The organism is Solibacillus sp. FSL W7-1472, from assembly GCF_037969775.1.
GTDB classification, from domain to species: Bacteria; Bacillota; Bacilli; order Bacillales_A; family Planococcaceae; genus Solibacillus; species Solibacillus silvestris.
In genome coordinates, this window is record NZ_CP150208.1 from 60,001 (window position 1) to 78,043 (window position 18,043).

The 18,043-nt window shown below is 39.1% G+C and carries 19 protein-coding genes and 2 rRNA genes (1 of these 21 cut by a window edge); 20 read left to right on the forward strand and 1 reads right to left on the reverse strand.

Features of this window, described 5'->3' with window-relative positions; genetic code table 11:
* From MKY07_RS00260 to rsmI, 12 genes are all read left to right on the forward strand, one after another.
* A 23S ribosomal RNA gene (locus MKY07_RS00260) occupies nucleotides 1–1,083 on the forward strand (it extends 1,846 nt beyond the left edge of the window).
* Between the two features lie 183 nt (nucleotides 1,084–1,266).
* Nucleotides 1,267–1,382: ribosomal RNA gene (gene rrf, locus MKY07_RS00265) — 5S ribosomal RNA — on the forward strand.
* 344 nt (nucleotides 1,383–1,726) lie between these two features.
* A complete protein-coding gene (locus tag MKY07_RS00270) occupies nucleotides 1,727–3,151 on the forward strand; it encodes an aminotransferase class I/II-fold pyridoxal phosphate-dependent enzyme (protein ID WP_339263440.1) in 1,425 nt (474 codons plus the stop codon).
* Between the two features lie 19 nt (nucleotides 3,152–3,170).
* Complete coding sequence (tmk, locus tag MKY07_RS00275; RefSeq protein WP_014822310.1) at nucleotides 3,171–3,800, forward strand: dTMP kinase; 630 nt, start codon at nucleotides 3,171–3,173, stop codon at nucleotides 3,798–3,800.
* A 199-nt stretch (nucleotides 3,801–3,999) separates the two neighbouring features.
* The gene (locus MKY07_RS00280) at nucleotides 4,000–4,329 is read left to right on the forward strand and encodes a cyclic-di-AMP receptor (protein WP_008408314.1); all 330 of its coding nucleotides are present in this window, start codon (nucleotides 4,000–4,002) and stop codon (nucleotides 4,327–4,329) included.
* 136 nt (nucleotides 4,330–4,465) lie between these two features.
* On the forward strand, nucleotides 4,466–4,906 hold the full coding sequence (locus tag MKY07_RS00285) for a YaaR family protein (protein WP_008408313.1): 441 nt from the start codon (nucleotides 4,466–4,468) through the stop codon (nucleotides 4,904–4,906).
* A gap of 122 nt (nucleotides 4,907–5,028) precedes the next feature.
* Nucleotides 5,029–6,033, forward strand: a complete 1,005-nt coding sequence (gene holB / locus MKY07_RS00290) for a DNA polymerase III subunit delta' (RefSeq protein ID WP_039967427.1) — start codon at nucleotides 5,029–5,031, stop codon at nucleotides 6,031–6,033.
* Complete coding sequence (locus tag MKY07_RS00295) at nucleotides 6,026–6,841, forward strand: stage 0 sporulation family protein (protein WP_008408311.1); 816 nt, start codon at nucleotides 6,026–6,028, stop codon at nucleotides 6,839–6,841. The genes holB and MKY07_RS00295 overlap by 8 nt, the downstream gene beginning before the upstream one ends.
* Before the next feature lie 24 nt (nucleotides 6,842–6,865).
* On the forward strand, nucleotides 6,866–7,225 hold the full coding sequence (yabA, locus tag MKY07_RS00300; RefSeq protein WP_008408310.1) for a DNA replication initiation control protein YabA: 360 nt from the start codon (nucleotides 6,866–6,868) through the stop codon (nucleotides 7,223–7,225).
* A gap of 88 nt (nucleotides 7,226–7,313) precedes the next feature.
* Nucleotides 7,314–8,063 carry a tRNA1(Val) (adenine(37)-N6)-methyltransferase gene (locus MKY07_RS00305; protein ID WP_014822308.1) on the forward strand — a complete coding sequence of 250 codons (750 nt, stop codon included), beginning with the start codon at nucleotides 7,314–7,316 and terminating at the stop codon, nucleotides 8,061–8,063.
* Nucleotides 8,047–8,325: a GIY-YIG nuclease family protein gene (locus MKY07_RS00310; protein WP_014822307.1), complete on the forward strand. Its 279-nt coding sequence runs from the start codon at nucleotides 8,047–8,049 to the stop codon at nucleotides 8,323–8,325. The genes MKY07_RS00305 and MKY07_RS00310 overlap by 17 nt, the downstream gene beginning before the upstream one ends.
* Nucleotides 8,306–9,178, forward strand: a complete 873-nt coding sequence (gene rsmI, locus MKY07_RS00315; protein ID WP_339263443.1) for a 16S rRNA (cytidine(1402)-2'-O)-methyltransferase — start codon at nucleotides 8,306–8,308, stop codon at nucleotides 9,176–9,178. Before MKY07_RS00310 ends, rsmI begins: the two co-directional genes overlap by 20 nt.
* A gap of 226 nt (nucleotides 9,179–9,404) precedes the next feature.
* Here the strand turns inward: rsmI and MKY07_RS00320 are convergent, their stop codons facing one another.
* A complete protein-coding gene (locus tag MKY07_RS00320) occupies nucleotides 9,405–9,683 on the reverse strand; it encodes an AbrB/MazE/SpoVT family DNA-binding domain-containing protein (RefSeq protein WP_008408305.1) in 279 nt (92 codons plus the stop codon).
* 345 nt (nucleotides 9,684–10,028) lie between these two features.
* On the opposite strand from MKY07_RS00320, the gene metG reads away from it, so the two are divergent.
* From metG to ispE, 8 genes are all read left to right on the forward strand, one after another.
* A complete protein-coding gene (metG, locus tag MKY07_RS00325) occupies nucleotides 10,029–11,990 on the forward strand; it encodes a methionine--tRNA ligase (RefSeq protein ID WP_339263444.1) in 1,962 nt (653 codons plus the stop codon).
* 258 nt (nucleotides 11,991–12,248) lie between these two features.
* Nucleotides 12,249–13,016: a TatD family hydrolase gene (locus MKY07_RS00330; RefSeq protein ID WP_339264607.1), complete on the forward strand. Its 768-nt coding sequence runs from the start codon at nucleotides 12,249–12,251 to the stop codon at nucleotides 13,014–13,016.
* 213 nt (nucleotides 13,017–13,229) lie between these two features.
* Nucleotides 13,230–14,429: a ubiquitin-like domain-containing protein gene (locus MKY07_RS00335; RefSeq protein ID WP_339263446.1), complete on the forward strand. Its 1,200-nt coding sequence runs from the start codon at nucleotides 13,230–13,232 to the stop codon at nucleotides 14,427–14,429.
* Between the two features lie 286 nt (nucleotides 14,430–14,715).
* Complete coding sequence (gene rnmV / locus MKY07_RS00340) at nucleotides 14,716–15,279, forward strand: ribonuclease M5 (RefSeq protein ID WP_039967429.1); 564 nt, start codon at nucleotides 14,716–14,718, stop codon at nucleotides 15,277–15,279.
* Nucleotides 15,272–16,159, forward strand: coding sequence for a 16S rRNA (adenine(1518)-N(6)/adenine(1519)-N(6))-dimethyltransferase RsmA (rsmA, locus tag MKY07_RS00345; RefSeq protein ID WP_008408297.1), 888 nt, complete (start codon nucleotides 15,272–15,274; stop codon nucleotides 16,157–16,159). The genes rnmV and rsmA overlap by 8 nt, the downstream gene beginning before the upstream one ends.
* 138 nt (nucleotides 16,160–16,297) lie before the next feature.
* Nucleotides 16,298–16,555 (forward strand): Veg family protein, encoded by a 258-nt coding sequence (locus tag MKY07_RS00350; protein WP_008408296.1) that lies wholly within the window; start codon nucleotides 16,298–16,300, stop codon nucleotides 16,553–16,555.
* Nucleotides 16,556–16,663: 108 nt separating this feature from the next.
* Entirely contained in the window at nucleotides 16,664–16,852 is a 189-nt protein-coding gene (locus MKY07_RS00355) for a small, acid-soluble spore protein, alpha/beta type (protein ID WP_008408295.1), read from the forward strand.
* Between the two features lie 257 nt (nucleotides 16,853–17,109).
* Nucleotides 17,110–17,976 carry a 4-(cytidine 5'-diphospho)-2-C-methyl-D-erythritol kinase gene (ispE, locus tag MKY07_RS00360; RefSeq protein ID WP_008408294.1) on the forward strand — a complete coding sequence of 289 codons (867 nt, stop codon included), beginning with the start codon at nucleotides 17,110–17,112 and terminating at the stop codon, nucleotides 17,974–17,976.
* Nucleotides 17,977–18,043 lie beyond the last annotated feature (67 nt).

The window sequence follows — 18,043 nt, forward strand, 5'->3', positions numbered from 1 at the left end:
GTATAGGGGCTGACGCCTGCCCGGTGCTGGAAGGTTAAGAGGAGCGGTTAGCGCAAGCGAAGCTGTGAATTGAAGCCCCAGTAAACGGCGGCCGTAACTATAACGGTCCTAAGGTAGCGAAATTCCTTGTCGGGTAAGTTCCGACCCGCACGAAAGGCGTAACGATCTGGGCACTGTCTCAACGAGAGACTCGGTGAAATTATAGTACCTGTGAAGATGCAGGTTACCCGCGACAGGACGGAAAGACCCCGTGGAGCTTTACTGTAGCCTGATATTGAATTTTGGTACAACTTGTACAGGATAGGTAGGAGCCAGAGATCTCGGAGCGCCAGCTTCGAAGGAGGCGTCGGTGGGATACTACCCTGGTTGTATTGAACTTCTAACCCATGCCCCTTAGCGGGGTAGGAGACAGTGTCAGGCGGACAGTTTGACTGGGGCGGTCGCCTCCTAAAGAGTAACGGAGGCGCCCAAAGGTTCCCTCAGAATGGTTGGAAATCATTCGTAGAGTGTAAAGGCATAAGGGAGCTTGACTGCGAGACCTACAAGTCGAGCAGGGTCGAAAGACGGGCTTAGTGATCCGGTGGTTCCGCATGGAAGGGCCATCGCTCAACGGATAAAAGCTACCCCGGGGATAACAGGCTTATCTCCCCCAAGAGTCCACATCGACGGGGAGGTTTGGCACCTCGATGTCGGCTCATCGCATCCTGGGGCTGTAGTCGGTCCCAAGGGTTGGGCTGTTCGCCCATTAAAGCGGTACGCGAGCTGGGTTCAGAACGTCGTGAGACAGTTCGGTCCCTATCCGTCGTGGGCGTAGGAAATTTGAGAGGAGCTGTCCTTAGTACGAGAGGACCGGGATGGACATACCGCTGGTGTACCAGTTGTCTTGCCAAAGGCATCGCTGGGTAGCTATGTATGGACGGGATAAGTGCTGAAAGCATCTAAGCATGAAGCCCCCCTCAAGATGAGATTTCCCATTACGCAAGTAAGTAAGACCCCTGAAAGACGATCAGGTAGATAGGTTCGAGGTGGAAGTGCGGTGACGCATGCAGCTGACGAATACTAATCGGTCGAGGACTTAACCACATTTTATTGCTCAATTCAATGAAACGTTTATCCAGTTTTGAAAGAATGATCTTTCTAAGGGTTTCAAGACACAAGCTAGTCGAGGAAACGACTGAGTGATTGAAGGAGCGTACTTAAGTACGTGACTGAAAGAACGAGGGAAGTTGACGAAGGATAGCGCCGTGAATTGGAAGCCGAAAATAGTGAAGTGATGATGGCAAAGAGGTCACACCCGTTCCCATACCGAACACGGAAGTTAAGCTCTTTAGCGCCGATGGTAGTTGGGGGCTTCCCCCTGTGAGAGTAGGACGTCGCTTCGCACAATGCAAACCCGCTGAGGAATCAGTGGGTTTTTTGTTTACTTAAAATCTGTATGCGCTGTAACCATGAGTATGCAAATTCAAGCAAGCACAAAGACCGAGAGCAAAGAAACTTTTGATAATTGAACAGAGACATATGAAATGCCAAAGTCTAAAATGCAGTGACGAATGTAGATATTGTTATAGAAAAAATAGTAGTTTGTTTAAAAATTTATTATGTAACCAATATACGTTTTATGACTAGCTAATGATCAATGTTAGCTAGTTTTTCATTTCTAACGCCAATAGTGGTTTGAGAGGTCGAGACGTCTTATAATAGAGGAACAATGGAAAATGAGGTGAATATGGTGAATAGTGATCGACCAATTGTTCAAGCATTAAAAAAGTTTGTTGCGGATGAGCCGCAATCTTTTCATGTGCCTGGACATAAAAATGGGTTGCTGTCGAATTTGCCTGATGAAATAAAACAGGCATTAAAATATGATGTAACTGAACTGACAGGGTTAGATGATTTCCATCATCCAGAAGAAGCGATTCAGCAGGCAGAACAACTTCTCGCTTCTACATACGGGGCAAATCGGAGTTTCTTTTTAGTAAATGGCTCAACAGTTGGGAACTTAGCAATGATCTATGCAACATGTGAAAAGGGAGATACTGTACTTGTTCAAAGAAATGCACACAAATCTATTTTTCATGCGTTGGAATTGGTTGGGGTAAAGCCTGTATATGTTTCACCAAAGTGGGATATAAAAAGTCAGACAGCGGGTTGTATCGATCTGGAGACATTAGAGCAAGCGGTAGAAACCTATCCGCATTTGAAGGCCGCTATTTTTACGTACCCGACTTATTATGGGGTGACAGCAGAGGATTTTGCAGAGCAAATTGAGTTATGCCATGAATATCATATTCCTGTTCTAGTTGATGAGGCGCATGGGGCCCATTTAACCGTATCGGAGGATCTGCCCGCTTCGGCCCTTGAGCTAGGTGCAGACATTGTCGTCCAGTCAGCCCATAAAACATTACCCGCTATGACAATGGCTTCCTTTTTACATATGAAATCATCATTAGTAAGCGAACAGAAAGTAAACCGTTATTTACGTATGTTACAATCGAGTAGTCCGTCGTATTTACTTTTAGCTTCCCTTGATGATGCAAGAAGTTATGTAGGGAACTATACGCCAGCTGACTATGCGTATCTTATGGAGAAGCGTCAGCAATTTATTAAATCATTGACAACTTTAACGGATTTAAAGGTTATTGAAGTGAATGATTCATTAAAACTATTAGTACGTGCCCCTGGTTACACAGGTTTTCAATTAAAAGAGGCATTGGAAAAAATGCATGTGTATGTTGAGTTGGCAGATGCAAAACAAGTGCTTTTAATTTTACCGTTATTGAAGCAAGGAGATTGTTACTCGATTACGGATTTATGTAACCGTATGAAAGAGGCAAATACCCATCTAAAACTCTGCGAAAGCAATGAATATATAAATGATACAGAAAGCTTTGAGACGTTAGCAATTACGCAACCGGAATATAGCTTTGAGGAAATAGAGCAGGCAGAAAAAGAGTGGACGCCATACAAGCTGACTATCGGGCGAATTGCAGCTAATACAATTATTCCGTATCCACCGGGAATTCCATTACTGGTCCAAGGTGAGAAAATTACGGAAGCACAAATTCGTCAGTTCGAAGAGCTGCTCGCTATCGGTGCACTGTTCCAGGGAGATCACCGATTACAGGAAAAACTAATACAAGTCATAATATAGATGCAGGGAGAATATAAAAATGCAAAGGAATTTATTTATTACGTTTGAAGGCGGGGAAGGTGCCGGTAAAACAAGTGTACTAAAGGCAATTGGGGAGCGTTTAAAAGAAGAGCGTATTGAGGCTTTACTAACACGTGAACCAGGCGGGATTGAAATCGCCGAGAAAATTCGGACGATTATTTTAGACCCGGCACATACAGAAATGCATGAGCGGACAGAGGCATTATTATATGCTGCAGCACGTGCACAGCATTTCTATGAAAAAATTGTGCCTGCATTGGAAGAGGGAAAGCATGTATTATGCGATCGGTTTATTGACTCCTCATTGGCATATCAGGGCTATGCACGGGAAATCGGAGTCGATGATGTACTTTCTATTAATGAATTTGCGATAGGAAAGCGTCTGCCGGATGTAACTATTTTCTTTAATATTGCACCGGAAAGAGGGTTAGCGCGTATTCATGCGACACGTAGTGATGAAATTAACCGATTAGACGCTGAAGGTTTGGCATTCCATCAAAAAGTATATGAAGGGTACGAGGAAGCAATAAGACGTTACCCGGAGCGCTTTAAAATGGTGAATGCAGACCAGGCTCTTGAACAGGTGATTGAAGAAGTGTGGGGGATTTTAAATCCGCTATTAGGGTAAAAGTAAATGAAGTGTACCTTTTATTTTTATTCAGCGGGTTTCTAGAACACCCGCTGAATAAAAATAAGCCTCTGGCAGATGTCACAGATTTTTTAATAGAAATTTTTTGAGTAAACTCAAAAAAAATCTGGACACAATTACACCGAGGCGTAATTGATGATATAATAGAGGAACCAATTCAATGAAGGGGTGAGTACGGATGAAGTTAGTAGTAGCAGTAGTGCAAGATCAAGATAGCAACCGCTTATCGAATGCATTAACGAAAAACAACTATCGTGCGACAAAATTAGCGAGTACAGGTGGATTTTTACGATCGGGAAACACGACATTTTTAATAGGTACGGATGATTCTTTAATTCCAAGGTTATTAGAGATTATTCGTGAAAACTGTCGATCACGCGAGCAAATGGTTGCTCCTGTATCGCCAATGGGGGGGAACGCAGATTCTTACATCCCGTACCCTGTAGAAGTTGAAGTTGGAGGAGCGATTGTATTTGTATTACCAATCGAACAATTCCACCATTTTTAATTTCTTTCAACAGACTGAAGGAAATTAAAGCCCCAATCGGTAATGTTAAATTCACGCAGCCATCATTATTGCGCGTATAAAACCGAGTTCGGTAGTAAGTATAGTGGGGCGTTATTTTTTTGGAGGCGAATGGTAAATGAAGATTAATCAAGATCTCCGAACAAATTTGAATGCGAATCGCAATGATTTGCGTCCGGCAAATCAAAACGGGAATCGCTTTGGTGACATGATTGTAAAGCAAGAGTCGAAAATGCAGTCAGAGCAGCTCACGAGATTAATGGGTGATATTTCTACAGCGGGTGACCGAGTAGCACGATCACGAAATTTACGTGAATTAGCTCGCTTTAAAATGCTTGTGAAACGTTTTTTACAGGAAGCAGTAGATTATGGGCTTGAGATGAAGCAATCACATACATGGAACCGTTTTGGAGAAGGGCGCCGCTTAAAAATTGTCGAAACAATTGATGAGCGTCTTGTCGAATTGGCAGAAGATATTTTAAATGAAGAAAAAGAGTCTATTGAGTTATTGGCGAAAATTGGCGAGATTAAGGGACTTTTAATAAATCTGTATATGTGAAAAATGCCCGTGTCTTTGTTGTGCACTAGACACGGGCATTTTTCCAAGCAGAATATATATTGTTTGAATTGTACATAGGGCATTCAAATAAATAGAAGCAGGAAATGAAAAAGGTGAGGGAATTGACACGAACTATTGAAGAGCTTACGAAGCTGCAACCTGTAGTGATGAAGCAACTACAAACAATTGTAGATAAAGATCGTTTAGCACATGCCTATATATTCGAAGGTGAAAAAGGTACGGGTAAACGAGATGTCGTCTCTTTTTTTATGAAACTTCTTCTTTGCGGAAATTTGTCAGAAAATGTTCCATGTGAAACATGTCGAAATTGCAGACGAGTTGATTCGGGAAATCACCCGAATATTTGGCAAGTAGAGCCTGATGGACAATTTATTAAAATTGATCAAATAAGAGATTTAGTTGCGGAAATGAAGATGACAGGTGTAGAGAAGGGCAAGAAAATTTATGTGCTTCATCATGCAGATAAATTAAATATTGCTTCTGCTAATATGCTCTTAAAGTTTTTAGAAGAACCTGACGGACAAGTCGTGGCGATTTTATTAACCGAGCAAATTCAATCTATTATTCCGACGATCCGTTCTCGTTGTCAGCATATTAAATTTGCAAAAGCACCCCGTATTACTATGATGGAGCAACTGGTAGAACAGGGAATTACAAATTCAATGGCATCGACAACAAGCATGGTGACAAATGATCTCGAAACAGCTATTGCACTTGCAAATGATGAGCAATTTGTACTTGCACGAAAAACAGTGTTAAAATTAGTAGAGATTGTTCATCAAAATGTTCATGAAGCACTATTATATATTCATGAAGAATGGCTCCCGCTCTTCAAAGAAAAAGAAGATATGGAGCTAGCACTGGATTTGTTGCTATTTGCATACCGTGATATAGTAGCGATTAAAGCAAACCAGCAAGCAAAGTGCACGTATCCCGATATGTATCAACGATTTAATGAACTGGCACTCGTATTGACATATGAGAAACTGTCACGCCAAATGCAATCTATTTTGCAGGCCCGCACGAATTTAAATCGTAATATGAATCGTACGTTATTGATGGAACAGCTTATGCTGAATCTTCAGGAGGGGTATACATTTGTATAATGTAGTCGGAGTTCGCTTTAAAAAAGCGGGTAAAATATATTATTTTGATCCAGCCGCTTATATTTTGGAAGTTGGCGAATATGTAATCGTAGAAACAGCCCGGGGAATTGAATATGGCAAAGTAGTTGTGCCGATGCGGCAAGTCGGGGAGAATGACGTTGTTTTACCATTAAAACAAGTAGTTCGACCAGCCGATGAACGTGATCGTTTCCAGGTAGAAGAAAATACTATTGAGTCAAAACGTGCCTTTGAATTAGCGAATACGAAAATTGTTGAGCATTCGTTGGATATGAAGCTCGTTGACGTTGAATATACATTTGATCGCAATAAAATTATTTTTTATTTTACAGCAGAAGGGCGTGTAGATTTCCGGGAATTAGTAAAAGATTTAGCTAGCGTTTTCCGTACACGAATAGAGCTACGTCAAATTGGTGTTCGTGATGAAGCGAAACTGCTTGGAGGAATTGGTCCATGTGGAAGAATGCTTTGCTGTTCGACATTTTTAGGTGATTTTGAGCCTGTGTCGATTAAAATGGCAAAGGATCAGAATTTATCGCTGAATCCGACAAAAATATCCGGGTTATGCGGGCGTTTAATGTGTTGTCTAAAATACGAAAATGATGATTATGAGATTGCAAAAGAAGGTATGCCAGACATCGGTGATTTATCAATGACACCAGAAGGCGAAGGCAAAGTCGTCGGATTAAATGTATTAGAGCGACTCATTCAAGTATATTTGACGAAGCAGGAGCGTATGGTTGAATATACGCTTGAAGAGCTTATGCAATATGAGAAAAATCTGATATAGATAGAAATTAATGGGGTGGCTTGAGTGAAGGACCGTAATTTTTTGGATACTGTTATGGAGTTCGAACAACAGCTTGAATCAATGCAACAGCAATTTAGCGCACTTAAGCAATTTGTTGCGCATATGATGGAGGAGCACCAGACGCTTCAAACAGAAAACCTTCACCTACGTACGCGCTTAGAAGAACTATTAGCGAATGAAGCAACTGCAATTAAACGAGTAGAAGAGCTGAAAAAAGAACCAGTAGATATTGGTGAAGGGTACGATAATTTAGCAAGGCTTTATAATGAAGGCTTCCATGTATGCCATGTGCATTTTGGAAGCTCACGTAAAGGTGAAGATTGTTTGTTCTGTCTATCATTTTTAAATAAACAAAATGGTTAAAAACAAAAGGCTGAATCTGCTAAAGTAGATATCAGTCTTTTGTTTAGAAAAGACTGATTATAATAGCAGTTAAGTGGAGGATTTAATAGTGGAGCAATGGTTGAAGGATGATGAGCGATTAGATTATTTACTGGCGGAGGATTTACGAATCATTCAAAGCCCGTCCGTCTTTTCGTTTTCATTGGATGCAGTATTATTGGCGCGATTTGTACAAGTTCCGAAAAATAAAGGACATATTATTGATTTATGTTCAGGCAATGGGGTAATCCCATTATTTTTGAGTGCGCGGACAAATGCAAAAATTACAGGTGTTGAATTACAGCCGCGGTTGCATGATATGGCAACACGCAGTATCGAATACAATAACTTGGCACAACAGATTGACATGCAGCTTGGTGATGTGAAAGATGCACCAGGAAAACTTGGTATTGAAAAATATGATGTTGTGACATGTAATCCTCCTTATTTTTTGGCACATGAGTTGAGCGAAAAAAATACGAGTGAGCATTATGCAATCGCAAGACATGAGCTGTACCTAACGCTGGATGAAGCAGTCGAAGCAACAAGTCGTCTATTAAAACAAGGCGGAAAGGCGGCCTTTGTGCACAGACCAGGCAGGCTTTTGGACATTGTAAGTGCGATGCGCGCAAATCGGCTGGAGCCAAAGCGGATTCAGTTTGTTTATCCAAAACGGGGGAAAGAAGCGAATACATTACTGATTGAAGCAATTAAAGACGGCAAGCCGGATTTAAAAGTATTGCCACCATTATACGTATATGAGGATAATAATGAATATACGCCAGAAGTGAGGGCGCTTTTATATGGAGAAGGAAACTAAACATTACTTTTATGTGGTAGAGTGTAGTGATGCAACACTGTATGCAGGCTATACGAATAATTTAGAAAAGAGAATTGCGGCACATAATGCAGGTAAAGGGGCAAAGTATACACGGGCACGCGGTCCGGTAACGTGTATTTATTTTGAAACATTTGAAACAAAACAGCAGGCAATGTCTGCTGAATATGCATTTAAACAATTAAAGCGTCCCCAAAAAATAAAGTATATAAGGAGTGCTACAGATGAACTCACAAAAAAGTAGCCAGCACGAACAAGGGAGCTGTCTTTACTTAGTAGCGACACCAATTGGCAATTTAGAAGACATGACGATGCGTGCACTGCGTATTTTAAAAGAGGTCGATATTATTGCTGCAGAAGATACACGCAATACGAAAAAGCTGTGTAATTATTTCGATATTCAAACACCGCTCATTAGTTATCATGAACATAATATTGAAGTAGGCGGCGAGAAACTGCTTGGCTATTTACAAGAGGGAAAATCCATCGCATTAGTAAGTGATGCAGGTTTGCCTTGTATATCGGATCCAGGTGCAGATATTGTCGTAAAAGCAATTGCTGAAGGATTTGCTGTCGTACCGATTCCTGGAGCAAATGCAGCGTTAACTGCTTTAATTGCATCCGGTCTTTCTCCGCAGCCATTTTATTTCTTCGGCTTTTTAAAAAGAAACAAAAAAGAACGCAGAGAACAGCTGGAAAAATTGTCAAAGAGAGAAGAGACGCTGATTTTTTATGAAGCACCACATCGTTTAAAGGAAACATTAAAAGACTTACAGCTCGTATTAGGTGACCGTAAAATTACATTGGCGCGCGAATTAACGAAGAAGTTTGAAGAGTTTTTGCGAGGCACAATAGAAGAAGCGATCATTTGGGCAAGTGAAAATGAAATTCGCGGTGAATTTTGCATCGTACTGGAAGGCAATACTTCCGGTGAAGCCGAAGAAGAAGAAGAGGCTTATTGGACGACAATGTCATTGGATGAGCATGTTACTTATATAATAGAAGAAACTCAGTTATCTTCAAAAGAAGCTATAAAAGAAGTAGCCAAATTACGAAACTTACCAAAACGTGACGTTTACCAGGCATATCACCAATAAAAAAGCGTTGAAAAGTCGACATACTTTTCAACGCTTTTTATATTTGGTAAAATAATACTTTACATTACATAAAGTGGAACTTCAAACAGTGGGGTTTTCGCCATGCTTAAGTCCAGAGGCGGGATTCTTGCCTCTGGACTTAAGCATTCGAGGCAGATAAACTACTGCCCGTTAATACGGGATAAATTAGTAAACCCTAACCACTTTATTTGTGTAAATAAGTATATTATTTTTTTAAGTTTTCTTGAATTTCTTTCATTAATGCTTCTGCACCTTCAGAAGACAAGATTAATTTACCGCCTACTAAACGCATGTTTTCATCAGAAACTTCACCAGTTACTGCACATGTCATGTTAGGCATGTATTTTTTTAAGATGATTTTGTCGTCATCCACATAAATTTCTAAAGCATCTTTTTCAGCAATACCTAATGTACGGCGTAATTCGATTGGAATTACTACGCGTCCTAATTCGTCTACTTTACGTACGATACCTGTTGATTTCATATTAATACTTCCTCCTATATAATAAAAAGTTATTTAAATTCGTCAAAATTCGACATTCATCTTGATCTAGTTAAAATCATAACAATTAATACCATAAACGTCAATAAATTAGTATTCATATTTTCTTCATTTAAGAAACTTTTTTGTCATATTTGTACTTTTTAAGGAAATTATAAAAAAAACTTATCATTTAATATTTAGAATAGTCGGAAAGATTTAACCAATTACCAACATTTAGTTATCGATTTTTCGACAAAACTGAATTCCAATAAACTTTCATTGAAACAATTTTCGTACTTCGTTAGAATAAGGATTATACTTTAACAAACAAATGGAGGCACTTTCGTGAGTGAACAACAAACATTCTATATAACAACCCCTATTTATTACCCGAGTGGAAAATTCCATATCGGTACTGCATATACGACGGTTGCATCTGATGCAATAGCGCGGTATAAGCGTTTAAAAGGCTTTGATGTCCGCTTTTTAACAGGCATGGATGAACACGGACAAAAAATTCAGGAAAAAGCACAAGAAGCCAATATGCATCCAAAAGATTATGTAAATGAAATTGCAGAAGGTGCTAAAAAATTATGGAATACTATGGATATTTCCTATAATGACTTTATTCAAACCACTGAAACGCGTCATACAGATTCTGTAGAGAAAATTTTCCGGAAATTTTTAGACAATGGTGACATTTACAAAGGCGAATATGAAGGACTATATTGTGTACCTTGTGAGTCTTATTATACCGAGACGCAATTAGTCGATGGAAAGTGCCCGGATTGTGGACGTGATGTGCAAAAGGTTAAAGAAGAGTCATACTTCTTTAATATGAAGAAATACGCAGATCGCCTGCTTGCTTATTATGAAAATAATCCAGAGTTTATCGAGCCGGAATCTCGCAAAAATGAAATGATCAATAACTTCATTAAACCGGGGCTGGAAGATTTGTCTGTATCCCGTACATCATTTGACTGGGGAATTAAAGTACCTGGAAATCCGAAGCATGTAATTTACGTATGGGTAGATGCATTATCGAATTATATTACTTCTTTAGGATATGGTTCTGACAATGAGGAGCTGTTCAATAAATATTGGCCGGCAGATGTCCATGTAGTAGGGAAGGATATTGTCCGTTTCCATACAATTTATTGGCCGATTTTCTTAATGGCATTGGATTTACCATTACCAAAGAAAATTTTTGCACACGGTTTCATCATGATGAAAGATGGAAAAATGTCGAAATCTAAAGGAAATGTTGTGTATCCGGAAATGTTAATTGAGCGATACGGTTTAGATGCGACACGTTATTTCTTGTTACGTGAGCTGCCGTTTGGTCAAGATGGCGTATTTTCACCTGAATCATTCGTTGAGCGTACAAATTTCGATTTAGCGAACGATTTAGGAAACCTTTTAAACAGAACAGTTTCCATGATGAACAAGTATTTTGATGGGGTAATTCCTACTGAAAATTTGGAAGCTACACAATTTGATGCAGCATTAAAAGAGCATGCTGAAAGTGTACGTATTAGATATGAAGAAAGTATGGATAAAATGCAGTTTAGTGTCGTACTTTCTGAATTATGGTCTTTAGTTTCACGCACTAATAAGTATATTGATGAAACATCTCCATGGGTATTAGCAAAAGACGAAGCCGATCATAACAAGCTTGCTGCTGTTATGAATAATTTGGCAGAGAGCTTACGCCATATCGCAGTGATGATTCAGCCATTCATGACTAATGCGCCAAAACAAATTATTGAACAATTAGGTCTTGATGAGAAATCATTACAATGGGACACGATTGAAACATTCGGGAATGTTATTCCGAAAAACATAAAAGTTGCAGAAAAAGGTACTCCTATCTTCCCGCGTCTTGATGCGGAAGTGGAAATAGCTTACATTCGTGAACAAATGCAAAGTTCTGTAAAAACACCGCAGGAAGAGGAAACTACAACTGTTGAAGCACCTGAAACAGAAGAAATTACAATTGATGATTTCATGAATGTAGATTTACGTGTTGCAACAGTAATGGCATGTGAACCAGTAGCAAAAGCAAAGAAATTATTAAAGCTGCAGGTTGATTTAGGTTATGAACAACGTCAAGTAGTATCAGGTATTGCCGAGCATTATAAACCGGAAGAGCTTATCGGTAAAAAAGTAATAGTCGTTGCCAATTTAAAACCTGTTACATTACGCGGCGAATTATCTCAAGGGATGATTTTAGCAGGTTCACATGATGGAGTTTTAACGTTGGCCACTGTTGATCCAAAATTAGCAAACGGTGCACAAGTGAAGTAATTTGAAAAGAGTCTGTTGGACCAGAAAAGTTCAGCAGACTTTTTCATTATTTTGTAAATAAAAGTAAAAGAAAACTATTCTAGTATAACTTATAAATGGTTGAAAAAGGATGATAAGTGGTTTTATGGTACCTCGTTACTAACTTTATAACAAGTACACAATAATAAATGAATATTTTGTAACCTACATGTAATAATACTGAAAACTAAGAAATATGATCTATGAGTACAATACACGATAGGAGAAATGAAGATGAGCATATTTATAGATACACATGTCCATTTAAACGCAGATCAATATGATGAAGATTTACAGGAAGTAATTGACCGTGCTATTGCTGCCAATGTAGAAAAGATGGTTGTAATCGGCTTTGATAAAAAAACGATAGAGCGTGCGATGCAGCTAATAGAGGATTACGATTTTATTTATGCAGTAATTGGTTGGCACCCGGTAGATGCAGTTGATTGCACAGATGACTATTTAAACTGGATTGAACAATTGGCAAAGCACCCGAAAGTTGTCGGAATAGGTGAGACAGGACTGGATTATTACTGGGATAAGTCTCCGAAAGATGTTCAGCAGTATTGGTTCCGTAAGCAGATTCATTTAGCAAAAAAACTCGAATTACCAATAATAATTCATAATCGTGATGCGACAGGGGATGTCGTACGGATTTTAAAAGAAGAAAACGCAGCTGCTGTTGGCGGAATTATGCATTGTTTCGGCGGTAGTGTTGAAACAGCTTATGAATGCATAAACATGAACTTCATGATTAGTCTTGGAGGACCGGTGACATTTAAAAATGCACGTCAGCCAAAAGAAGTCGCGGCAGAAATTCCACTTGAGCATTTGCTGATTGAAACCGATGCGCCGTATTTAGCACCGCATCCATTTCGAGGGAAACGGAATGAACCGGCATTCGTTACTTTGGTAGCAGAGGAGATTGCTCGCCTAAAGGAATTACCTGTGGAAGAAGTTGCCTATAAAACGACGGAAAATGCAAAACGCTTTTTTAAAATTCAATAATGAAACTATTAAAATAACCGTAGAAATAGATTCGGGATTTTTTCGTTAGGTTAGTTTTTTAAAGTGCAAAAACTTTACCATGATAAGTCGCCTCCAATACTAGTTGCAGTACGAGTTCAAGCAAAATGCCCAATTTTTGATAAATTCTTTTTTATTGACAGTAAGAAAACTAGTACGTATAATCCAACTTTGTATTAAGGAGGCGTTATTTTCATGTCAAATCAATCCATGAAAAGCCAGTTCTTAGATTCATTGAGGAGTAAGCAAACAGGGGTCCGAATTGTTTCTGTAATCCTGTTTGTATCTGTAATTGCATTTGTTCTATACCACGGAACTAAGACTCCCGTTATGTTGACAGCAGACGGGGAGACCACAAAAATTTATACACACGCAACTACGGTTGATGAGCTTCTGACAGCTCAAAATATAGATTATACAAAATACGATAAAGTATCACCCTCACTGAGTACCAGTATTGATAGTGGAATGTCAATAGAATGGGAACAGGCAAAAGAAGTAGTAATTTCAGTTGATGGAAATCAGTCTAAAGTTTGGACAACTGAAAATGTAGTGAAGAACATTTTGGAAGAAGCAAATATTGAAGTAACAGAGCATGATCTTGTATCACAAAGCTTAGATACAGAAGTAGGAGCCGATAACAAAATCGATATTCAAAAAGCGTTTCAGTTAACGCTTGTCGATGGCAAAAAAGAGAGACAAGTATGGTCCACTTCGACTACGGTCGCTAACTTTTTAAAACAACAAGAGGTTCAATTAGGTGAATCGGATCGTGTCGACAAAGGTTTGGAGGAAGTTATCACTCCAAATGATAAAATCGCAGTTGTTCGCGTAGAAAAGGTTACCGATGTAGTGGAAGAATCAGTAGATTTCGCAATTGAAAAGAAAAATGATTCTTCTTTATTAAAGGGCAAAGAAAAGGTTGTTTCAGAAGGTAAAAAAGGTAAGGTAGAGCGTACATACTCTATCGTAAAAGAGAACGGAAAAGTTGTCTCGAAAAAACTTGCTTCTGAAAAAGTCATTAAAAAACCGAAAACAAAAGTTGTATCTGTAGGGACAAAAGTTGTTACTGCCAATGTTTCCCGTTCTACTGAACCGAGTTCTGGGAAAGAGTTTTATGTAACTGCAACAGCATATACACCAAATTGTGCAGGCTGCTCGGGTATTTCAGCAGCAGGTCTTAACCTGCGCGCAAATCCGGATATGAAAGTCATTGCAGTTGACCCTAACGTTATTCCATTAGGAACAAAAGTATGGGTTGAAGGCTACGGGAATGCTGTAGCTGCTGACACAGGCGGTGCTATAAAAGGTAATAAAATCGATGTTTTAGTACCAACAACGTCCAAGGCAAAAAGCTGGGGACGTAAAAAAGTGCGTATTAAAGTACTGAAATAAAATTTACCTTTATTCAGCAAATTGTTTTTGTGCTGAAAGAGTAGCGGCAGGTACAAAAAAACACTCACCTCTGTAGGTGGGTGAAGAGTGCCTTTGTTCGTTTCAACTTCAGCGTAATTGATTATTTAGTTGTTTTATATAAGATCAACAATCCAAAATGTATAATGGCTTTCTCGCTTTTTGACTGATGGCGAGGGAGCTTTTTTCATTGAAGTTAGCACAGCGGAAACAAAGTGCAATCTATGGTAAAATAGCGAAAGACTATGTTGGAAATGAGGAACGTTTCTTGGATATACAAGAGATTATTGTTGTTGAAGGAAAAGACGATACAACAGCGATTAAGCGTGCAACAGGAGCAGATACTATTGAAACAAACGGCTCTGCCATTTCAGACGAAGTACTGCGCCGTATCGCACATGCCCAGAAAAAAAGAGGCGTCATTGTATTCACTGACCCTGATTACCCAGGCCGCCGTATTCGTGCGATTATAGAAGAACGGATACCAGGTGTGAAGCATGCGTTTTTAGCAAAGGCGAAAACAATCGCCAAAAACGGTAAAGGTTTAGGGATTGAACACGCAAACGATGAGGATATCCGTGAAGCATTAAGCAATGTTTATACATTGGCGGATTCACAAATTGAAGAAAAAATTACACTGGAAGATTTAATGACAGCCAAACTGATAGGACACCCGCAATCCAAAAAACGTCGTGACCAGTTAGGTGAAATTTTAAATATTGGCATGACAAATGGTAAACAGCTTCATAAACGGTTGATGATGTTTCAAATTACAATCGAGCAGTTTGCAGAGGCAATTTCGCAATTAGATCAGGAGGATACGCATGCATAAAGACATTGCTACACCGGTACGTACAAAAGAAATTTTAGAAAAATACGGATTTTCATTTAAAAAGAGCTTAGGGCAAAACTTTTTAATCGACCCGAATATTTTACGTAATATCGTCAGCCACGCCAATTTGACGGAAAACAGCGGAGCAATTGAAGTTGGACCTGGGATTGGTGCATTGACAGAGCATTTAGCCCGCGAGGCAAAAAAAGTCGTATCGTTTGAAATTGATCAAAGGCTTTTACCTGTACTCGAGGATACATTAAGCCCTTATGACAATGTAAAGATAGTCCATTCGGATATTTTAAAAGCGGATGTTGCGCAAGTAATTGAAGAAGAAATGCCAGGTATTGAAGATATTATGGTTGTAGCTAACTTACCTTATTACGTAACAACGCCGATCTTAATGAAGCTTTTAAATGATCGTTTACCGATTCGCGGTTTTGTCGTTATGATGCAGAAGGAAGTAGCGGATCGTATTACGGCAAAACCGGGTACGAAGGCATATGGCTCCTTATCAATTGCTATTCAGTATTACGTAACAGCGGAAATCGCGATGGTTGTACCGAAAACGGTATTTATGCCACAGCCAAATGTAGATTCAGCAGTAATCCGTTTGATCAAACATGAAAACCCGCCGGTGAAAGTAATTGACGAGGACTTTTTATTTGAAGTATCCCGTGCTTCTTTTGCGCAACGACGTAAAACAATTTTAAACAATTTACAAAACGGACTTATAAACGGAAAGCAAAACAAAGAGCTGATCCTTAAAGCATTAGAAGAAGCCGGAATTGAGCCCTCACGCCGCGGCGAAACATTGTCAATTCAAGAATTTGGGAAATTAGCGGACTGCTTATATCCACACTTTTGTGTACGACAATAAAGTGAATTTCCATTAAAAAATTTTAAGAAATCTTAAGAAAAAAGTTGACGACTTTGTATTGCGGTGATAAAATATTATATTTTATTGACATTTTAACTACATCATGGTATACTGTTTTATAGTGAGGTGTATGCAAAAATGCCAAAAACGTTAGCAGACATTAAAAAATCATTGGATAGTCATTTGGGTAAACGTTTGCAATTAAAAGCAAATGGTGGTCGCAAGAAAACAATTGAATGCGAAGGCGTCTTAAGTGACACTTACCATGCAGTGTTCGTCATTGAACTAAAGCAGGAAGATAATGCGTGTAAACGCGTATCTTACAGTTACACAGATATACTTACTGAAGCAGTAGAGATTACTTTTTTAGATGATGCTGTAGCTACCATCAAATAGTTTTTCTAGTACTTATTTTAATATTTTTAAAAAAAGCGCTCATTTAAAGTGAGTGTTTTTTTCTTTTTTGCACATGCTAAAAGCGTCAACAAAAAGGAGGTTTTTTGCATGGCAAGACAAAAAATCATGTCGAGTCGTCTAAAGGAAGAGATTGCAAAAGAACTTGGATTTTACGACGTTGTTCAACGTGAGGGTTGGGGCGGTATTAAAGCCCGTGATGCAGGAAACATGGTAAGACGTGCGGTTGAAATGGCTCAGGAAAACTTAGCTAAACAATCGCAGAACAACCAAAAATAAGTTGACACAAAGATGGCACCATCGTAGGTTCTCGCTTACGGTGGTGTTATTTTGCTTGCAGGTAAAGCGATTTACTAAGCTTACTTAAAATGTCTAACTACTGGATTGTACAGCATGCATATTTTAACAATAAATTGCAAAGAAAAGTGAATGTTTTCGTGCATAATACAACGCTTTCATATGGTAAAATAGGGGCAATAGAATTTTAATCGCGTATTACATATTATGCGTGCCTTATACAGTAGGAGGAATTTTCAATGTTATACGTAAAAGCACCCGCAAAAATTAACTTAACACTCGATGTGCTTTATAAACGTCCAGATCAATATCATGAAGTGGAAATGATTATGACAACGGTCGACTTGGCCGATCGAATTGGACTAGAATCACGAGCAGATGGCCAAATTAAAATTGTTTCGACAGATAATTTTGTCCCGGATGATCAGCGGAATTTTGCTTACCAGGCAGCAGAGCTTTTAAAAAATACATACGGTATTAAAGAAGGCGTAACTATTTCAATTGAGAAGCAAATTCCTATAGCGGCGGGTCTAGCGGGTGGAAGCAGTGATGCAGCGGCTACATTGCGCGGTTTAAATGAGCTTTGGAATCTAAATTTAACGTTGGACGAGTTGGCGGAACATGGAGCGAAAATTGGTTCTGATGTATCTTTCTGCGTTTATGGCGGTACAGCATTGGCTACTGGGCGCGGAGAAAAGATTAAAGAACTATCCGCACCTCCAACTTGTTGGGTTGTTTTGGCCAAGCCGAAAATTGGCGTATCGACAGCTGATGTATATGGTGGGCTGAATATTGAAGGGCTACAACATCCAAACACGAGTGAAATGATAAAGGCGATTGAAACAGAAGATTATGAGCTAATGTGCAATTCTCTTGGAAATGTTTTGGAAACTGTAACATTTAATCTTCATCCGGAAGTTATTACCATTAAAGAGCAAATGCAACGTTTTGGTGCTGACGCAGTACTTATGAGCGGCAGTGGTCCGACAGTATTTGGGCTGGTGGAAAATGAAGCACGTGTCAGCAGAATCTACAATGGATTACGTGGTTTTTGTGAGGAAGTTTATGTAGTACGTATGTTAGGGGAACGAAATCCACTTGCATAAATACGTATAATTATGGTAATTTGACTATTAAATATTCGTATTTTAATAATTAATGTTTAGGAGAGGG

What these genes read in the sequence shown, in the direction of transcription:
- MKY07_RS00270 (WP_339263440.1), top strand. Translation starts at nt 1,727, where the DNA reads ATGGTGAATAGTGATCGACCAATTGTTCAAGCATTAAAAAAGTTTGTT.
- tmk (WP_014822310.1), top strand. Translation starts at nt 3,171, where the DNA reads ATGCAAAGGAATTTATTTATTACGTTTGAAGGCGGGGAAGGTGCCGGT.
- MKY07_RS00280 (WP_008408314.1), top strand. Translation starts at nt 4,000, where the DNA reads ATGAAGTTAGTAGTAGCAGTAGTGCAAGATCAAGATAGCAACCGCTTA.
- MKY07_RS00285 (WP_008408313.1), top strand. Translation starts at nt 4,466, where the DNA reads ATGAAGATTAATCAAGATCTCCGAACAAATTTGAATGCGAATCGCAAT.
- MKY07_RS00310 (WP_014822307.1), top strand. Translation starts at nt 8,047, where the DNA reads ATGGAGAAGGAAACTAAACATTACTTTTATGTGGTAGAGTGTAGTGAT.
- rsmI (WP_339263443.1), top strand. Translation starts at nt 8,306, where the DNA reads ATGAACTCACAAAAAAGTAGCCAGCACGAACAAGGGAGCTGTCTTTAC.
- MKY07_RS00320 (WP_008408305.1), bottom strand. Translation starts at nt 9,683, where the DNA reads ATGAAATCAACAGGTATCGTACGTAAAGTAGACGAATTAGGACGCGTA.
- MKY07_RS00335 (WP_339263446.1), top strand. Translation starts at nt 13,230, where the DNA reads ATGTCAAATCAATCCATGAAAAGCCAGTTCTTAGATTCATTGAGGAGT.
- rsmA (WP_008408297.1), top strand. Translation starts at nt 15,272, where the DNA reads ATGCATAAAGACATTGCTACACCGGTACGTACAAAAGAAATTTTAGAA.
- MKY07_RS00350 (WP_008408296.1), top strand. Translation starts at nt 16,298, where the DNA reads ATGCCAAAAACGTTAGCAGACATTAAAAAATCATTGGATAGTCATTTG.
- MKY07_RS00355 (WP_008408295.1), top strand. Translation starts at nt 16,664, where the DNA reads ATGGCAAGACAAAAAATCATGTCGAGTCGTCTAAAGGAAGAGATTGCA.
- ispE (WP_008408294.1), top strand. Translation starts at nt 17,110, where the DNA reads ATGTTATACGTAAAAGCACCCGCAAAAATTAACTTAACACTCGATGTG.